This window comes from Longimicrobiaceae bacterium (genome assembly GCA_035696245.1).
Classification (GTDB): Bacteria; Gemmatimonadota; Gemmatimonadetes; order Longimicrobiales; family Longimicrobiaceae; genus DASRQW01.
Genome location: DASRQW010000367.1, coordinates 1 through 6234 on the forward strand (window position 1 = coordinate 1; position 6234 = coordinate 6234).

General features: G+C 73.4%; 5 protein-coding genes. 2 read left to right on the forward strand and 3 right to left on the reverse strand.

The features are described from left to right. Nucleotides 1-317: 317 nt before the first annotated feature. From VFE05_16675 to VFE05_16685, 3 genes are all read right to left on the reverse strand, one after another. Nucleotides 318-1142, reverse strand: a complete 825-nt coding sequence (locus VFE05_16675) for a DUF5715 family protein (protein HET6231711.1) — start codon at nt 1140-1142, stop codon at nt 318-320. Between the two features lie 207 nt (nt 1143-1349). Next, nucleotides 1350-3548, reverse strand: coding sequence for an FUSC family protein (locus VFE05_16680; protein ID HET6231712.1), 2199 nt, complete (start codon nt 3546-3548; stop codon nt 1350-1352). A gap of 254 nt (nt 3549-3802) precedes the next feature. Then, nucleotides 3803-4219, reverse strand: coding sequence for a hypothetical protein (locus VFE05_16685; GenBank protein HET6231713.1), 417 nt, complete (start codon nt 4217-4219; stop codon nt 3803-3805). 171 nt (nt 4220-4390) lie between these two features. Between VFE05_16685 and VFE05_16690 the strand changes: the two genes are divergently transcribed. Further along, on the forward strand, nt 4391-5740 hold the full coding sequence (locus VFE05_16690; GenBank protein HET6231714.1) for a CCA tRNA nucleotidyltransferase: 1350 nt from the start codon (nt 4391-4393) through the stop codon (nt 5738-5740). A 46-nt stretch (nt 5741-5786) separates the two neighbouring features. Then, nucleotides 5787-6234: DinB family protein (locus VFE05_16695; GenBank protein ID HET6231715.1), on the forward strand; the 448-nt coding region annotated here is incomplete at its 3' end.

Here is a 6234-nt window from a genome sequence, read left to right on the forward strand (position 1 = left end):
GCTCCCGAACGGCGTGTACCGCGCGACGGCGAAGCTCTTCCTGGGCAGCTGCGGGCAGGGACCGCGCGTCGCGAGGCGTCATCCACCCAATCTACTGCTGGATCCCTACTAATGCAAACTATTTATCGTCCGGAGTAATAACCGGACAGTACTGAAGACTGATAGAAGAGGGGCGGCCGACGCGATCGGCCGCCCCTCTCGCGTTACCTAGCCCGGTCATCCGAGCCTCGTCCCCTCCGCCGCCGACACTCCGCCCGACGCAAAGACGCCCCGGCTCCTCGAAGGAAGCCGGGCGTCTTGCCGTTCTGGCGGATCGGTCAGCCCTGCGGGAGCATGCCGTCCCAGGGGCCGCTGCCGTCTTCGCTTCCGTCGCCGCCGCCGAAGCTGCGGCTGGACGCGAAGGCGAGGATCCCGGCCAGGCAAAGGAGCGCCAGGGCGACGTTCCGCGCCTCGTGGCTCGTTCCCGCCGCGTTCGCCGTGCGGCTGGCGGACGAGGCCGTCTTGCCGGCGGCGCGCTCGCTCACCGACTGCGAGACGGGGGCGCCGGGCTCGGCCGGGGGGGCGGAGGCGGCGTCCTGCTTGGCCGCGTACGCGGTGTAGGCGGCGCCGAACACGGCCACGTGCAGGTGCGGCGGCGTGTGCTCGCGCGTGACGTCGATCACGCCGGCCTTCTCCAACGACAGCAGCTCGCCCTCCAGCCAGGTGCGGCAGGCGGCGTTCTTGGGGATGCGCAGGTCCGCGGCCATGCCGGTGGGGTGCACCGACAGCTTGTGCGCGTTCGACGGCTGGTCCGAGAGCGGGCGGGTGAGGCTGGTCACCACCATCTGCTCGCCGCAGGCCGCGCGGTAGCTGGCGGCGGTGCGCTCCACGAACAGGCGCGTAGCCGGCTGCGCGTCCGGGAACGAGACGCCCTTGCTCACCGTGTAGTCGGCGTTGCCGCCGAGCGGGACGAGCTGGCCTTCGGTCACCAGCGCGCGCACCTGCGCGGGGGTGCGGAGGAACGAGAGCCCCTCCTTCTCCGCGACCTCGTGCTGGCGGACCATGGAGGCGGGAGAGCCCACGAGCGTCACCGGCACGTCCGCGCGGGCAGTGCCCGCGGCCGCGGCGCTGGCGGCAAGGACGAGAAGGGTGGTTCGGAGCATGGTCGCCTCTGTTGTCGCGGGGAAAACATCCGGGTTCCGCCCGGCTTCTCGACTTCCTTGTATCTACCGTAAATATAACGGCTTAGGTCGATTTGCGTAATTGCCAGATCCGTGCCGCGCGCAGGCACATCGTCCGGCTCGGGGGCCGACGGGTGGATGCGTTCGGATCGATGAGAAGCGGCGGGGCGGGGAGAGATCGTGCGCCGCTCAGGCGGGAACGGCGGTCGCGGGCGCCGCGGCCGGGGGCGATGCGGGCGCGTGGGCGCGGGAGACGGCGTCGTACAGGACCTCGATCTGCCGGGTCGCGCGCTCGATGTCCGCGCGGAGGAGCGGGTCGGCGATGCGGCTTCCGCCGCGGACGCGCTCGCCGGGCGCGCGGAGGTCCACCGGCGCCTCTCCGCGCTCGACGGCGTCCGCCAGGCGGGCGAGGGTGTGGCGCGCGGCGCCCGCGAAGCGCGTCAGCTCCGGGCGGAGGGCCTCGGCCGGGCGGGGCTGCGAGGCGAGGGCGGTGACGGTGGCGGTCAGGCGGCGCACGTACGCCAGCACCGTCATCCACGGCTCCATCTCCTTCTCGTCCGCGGCGGTCTCGCCCACGAGGCGCTGGAACGACGCTTCGGCGTTGGTGGTCGCCATGCCCACGCGGCGGCGCTCGCCCGCCGTGTCGGGCATGACCGCATCTTCCGACAGCAGGCGGGCGAGCACGGCGGCGAGGTAGTCGGCCTCGCGGCGCAGCGCCTCGGCCATCACGGCGGGGAAGCGCTCGCGCTCCGGGCTGGGCCACAGCAGGCGGATGGCGAGCAGCGCCAGCGCGGCGCCGATCACGTTGTTGGTCACGCGCACGCCGGCCAGGTGCCAGTCGCCCGCGCCGATCTCTGCCAGCAGCACGAAAGCGGGGGTGAGGAAGACGGAGAAGACGGCGTAGTTGAGCGGCAGCAGCGCGACGCTCACCGCCACCAGCACGAACATCACCGGCACCAGCGCCGCGGTCCCGTGCACAAACGTGCCGATGATGGCCGCCACCACGCCGCCAACGACGGTTCCCGCCACGCGCTGGAGCCCCTTCACGTTCGTCGCGCCGGTGTACGGCTGGAGCACGACGAGGACGGTGAGGGTGACCCAGTAGCCGTGCGGGAGATGGAAGAGCTGCGTGAGCGCCAGCGCGGCCGTGGCGGCGATGCCCACCCGCAGCGCGTGGCGGAGCACGACGGAATCCCACGTCAGGTTCGACGTGAGCGGGCCGAGGAAGGGGTTCTCTTCCCGCGGCGGCTCGGCGGGCGCGGCGGCGGGGACGGGGCGCGCGGGCGCGTCCGCATCTTCGTCGTTCAGGCCGGTCGCGGTGTCCGCCGCGGCTTCGATGAACTCGCGGATGCGCACCATCAGGTCGGCCGCGTGGGCCAGGCGGGCGCGGGCGTCCTCTCCCGCGGCGGCCGGCGGATCGACCGGGTCCGGGTCGTCCGGCATCGCCGCCGTCCAGCCTTCGGGAAGGGCGACGCGGCAGCGGCCTTCCGTCTCCACCACCCGCGCGAGCTCGCGCAGCGCGGCGGCGACGGCGCGGAGGGCGCGGGCAGCGGCGTCCAGCCCGGCGTTCTCGTCGCGCGCCGCGGCTTCGACCGAGACGGAGACGGCCACGAGGGTGCCGAAGACCTGGTCGGCGTCCTCCAGCAGCACCAGCAGGCGCTCGCCTCGGCCGCTCTCCCCCTGGCGCCCACGGCGGAGGCCCGCGAGCACGGCGCGCGCCTCCTCCAGCCGCTCGCGGATCGGCGGGTGGCGGCGGGGCGCGAGCGTGCGCCAGCCGGACGCGTCCTCGTCTCCCGAGGCGAGGGCGGCCTGCTCTGCTGCATAGCCGGCTACCTCGCGATAGGCGGCGGCCACGGCGCGGCGGGCGGGGCGGTAGACGTGGATGGGCCACAGCAGCAGCGCGAGGGCCATCGTCCACGCCGTGCCGGCCAGGGTCCACCCGCCGCGCGCCAGCGCCTCGCCCACGCCGGGGCCGGTGCGGGAGAGCGAGACGACGAAGACGGTGCACGCGGTCAGGCCCACGGTCGCCGCGCCCGGCCCGTACACGCGCGCGAACGACAGCGCGGTCACGACGACCAGCATCAGCGCGACGGAGAGGAGCGGATGCGGCGCGGCCAGCGCGGCCAGCGTGACGGTGGCGGCGCCGACCAGCCCGAAGGCCGCCATGCTCGCCGCCCGCGTGCGGTACGCGCCGCCCTTGTCCAGGATCGCGGCCGAGAAGCCGCCGAGCACCATCCACACCGCGCCTTCCAGGTGCAGCGCGCCGCCGGCGACCACAGGCACCATCGTGGCGATGGCGGCGCGGATGCCGTTCGCCCACGCCGGGCGCGCGGTGGCGAAGCGGGTGCTCTCCTTCAGGGGCTGGGGGATGTGGTGCGGCAGGCGCATCGGCGCGGTTCCATCTCCGGAAACGGGTTCGTCTGGTCCGCGCCGCGACTCCGCAACATGCGTGCGGCGCCGTCGCGCACCTGCCGGCCGGGCGGACGGGGCGCGTCTTCATCTACCGAGACGGCGTGCACGCCGCGCACCTTGTTCGATCGGCGGAATGCAGGAGACCCCGCGGGGCGGCGTGCCTCGCGGGGTCTCTCATCTGCCTCGCCCGTGCGGACTTCGGAAGGGCGATGCCGGTCCGTATCCGCCAGTCAGCCGGCGGTTTCCAGGACCGGCGCCTCTTCCCAGGCGCGGAAGCAGTCGTGGCCGAACTCGCGCGCCGCGCGGCCCTGGTCCGCGAAGCCGAAGTAGTCCGACCAGCCCTGCTGCTCCGCCCGCCACTTGCAGTCCCAGTGGAACCGCACCGTCCGCTCGTCGTCGCCCGCACGCAGCGTGAGCGTGCCGCGGAAGTACTCGCACCCCGACTGCGCCTGGATCTCGATTGATTCGATGGGCAGCTCGGGGTATTGTTCCAGCGCCTTGGTCAGCGTCCGCTCCACCTTCACCGCCGGGCAGCGGTAGTCGAAGACGATGCGATCGCACGAGCGGCCGGTGCGCCGGAAGGTGGCGACGGCGGCGCGGAACGCCTCGCTCGCGCGGGAGCTTTCGAGGAGCTGGGAGAGGATCATGGACACTCGGCGGTGAGGGTGAAGCGCCAAAGATAACGGCGCCTTAATCAAACGCCAATGCCCTCGCGTGTACCCGAACGGGAACGCATCCGGAAGCGGGACGGGCACTTACGCATTCGGGCAGAAACGTCCGAAACCCTCGGGACCCTTTTCCTCAAGACGTGAAGAACATTGACGGACAGCGCCAGCCCCGAACGCCGTGACCTGCACGCGCCCGCCGAGGTCGTCCGCATCGCGCGGAGGCTGGAGGATGCGGGGTTCCAGACGTGGGCCGTGGGCGGCGCGGTGCGCGACGCGCTGGCGGGGCACGTGCCGGGCGATTGGGACCTGACCACCGCCGCGCGCCCCGGCGACGTGCGCCGCCTCTTCAAGCGCACCGTGCCCGTGGGCATCGAGCACGGCACGGTGGGCGTGCTGGGCGCAGACGGGAAGATGTACGAGGTCACCACCTTCCGCCGCGACGTGGAGACGGACGGGCGGCACGCCAAGGTCTCCTTCTCCGACACGGTGGACGAGGACCTGCTGCGGCGCGACTTCACCATCAACGCGGTGGCCTGGCACCCGCGCACGCACGAGGTGCGCGACCCGCACGGCGGCGTGCGCGACCTGGAGGCCGGCGTGCTGCGGACGGTGGGCGACCCCGCCGAGCGTTTCCGCGAGGACCGCCTGCGCGTGCTCCGCGCCCTCCGCTTCGCCGGGCGCTTCGGCCTGCGGGTCGACGACGCGACGTGGGATGCGGCGCGCGCGACGGCGGAGGCGCTGCCGGACCTTTCCGCTGAGCGGATCCGCGACGAGCTGTTCAAGACGCTGCGCGAGGTGGCGCGGCCGTCCGTGTCCCTGGCGCTGTACGCGGACTGCGGCGCGCTGCGGACGCTCTATCCCGAGCTGCAGGCGTGCATCGGCGTGGCGGATGGAGATGCGGACGTGTGGACGCACCTGCTGCGCACGGTGGACGAGGTTCCGCGCCACCGCTCGAAGCTGCGGCTCGCCGGGCTGCTGCACGACATCGGCAAGCCGCGGACGCGGACGGTGGAGGACGGGCGCGAGGCGTTCCCGGAGCACGCGGAGGTCGGGGCGGCGATGGCGTACGGGATGCTGAAGCGCCTCAAGTGCTCGAACGCGGACACGGACCGGACCGTGCACCTGGTCGCGCAGCACTCCGGCCTGCCCCCGTCCGATGCGCGCGCGGCAGACGTGCGGCGGTGGTTGCGGCGCGTGGGCCCGGAGCACGCGTGGGACCTGCTGCGGCTGCGCATGGCCGACGCGCGGGCGCGGGGCAGCGCGGGAGACGCGCGCGAGGCGGCGGCGCTGCGCGGACGGGTGCGGCAGGCGCTGGCGGCGCGGGTGCCGCTGGGCATCTCCGGGCTCGCCATAGACGGGGCCGAGCTGCGGCGGCTGGGCATCCCCGCGGGCCCGCTCATGGGCGAGATCCTGCGCGACCTGCTGGAGCGCGTGACCGACGATCCCGCGCTCAACGACGCCGACACGCTACGCGGCCTGGTGCGCGAACGCATCTCGTAGATCGATCGAACCATCGTCTTCCCGAACACCGACGCGAGGAAGCTACATGGAATTCGCCTGGCTGCGCGGCCCCATCGAGGGCATCGACCCGCTGCTCGCGCCCGCGGCGCACGCGCTGGTGCAGACCGACGAGGACATCGCCGAGGCGGTGCGGGGGCTGACGCCGGCGCAGGTGTGGATGCAGCCGGGCGGCGCGGCATCCATCGGCTTCCACCTGCGGCACGTGATCGGCAGCGTGGACCGCATGCTGACGTACGCCAAAGGCAAGAGCCTGGACATGCACCAGCGCGCGTTCCTGGAGATGGAGACCGAGCCCTGCGATCCGCCCACCGGGCCGGAGTCGCTGGTGGCAGGCGTCCACGCCGCGGTCGAATCCGCGCTGCGGGTCTACGCCCACACGCCGCGGGAGGCGCTGCTGGAGCCGCGCACCGTGGGCCGCAAGGCGCTGCCCACCACCGTGATCGGCCTGCTCTTCCACGCCGCCGAGCACGCCC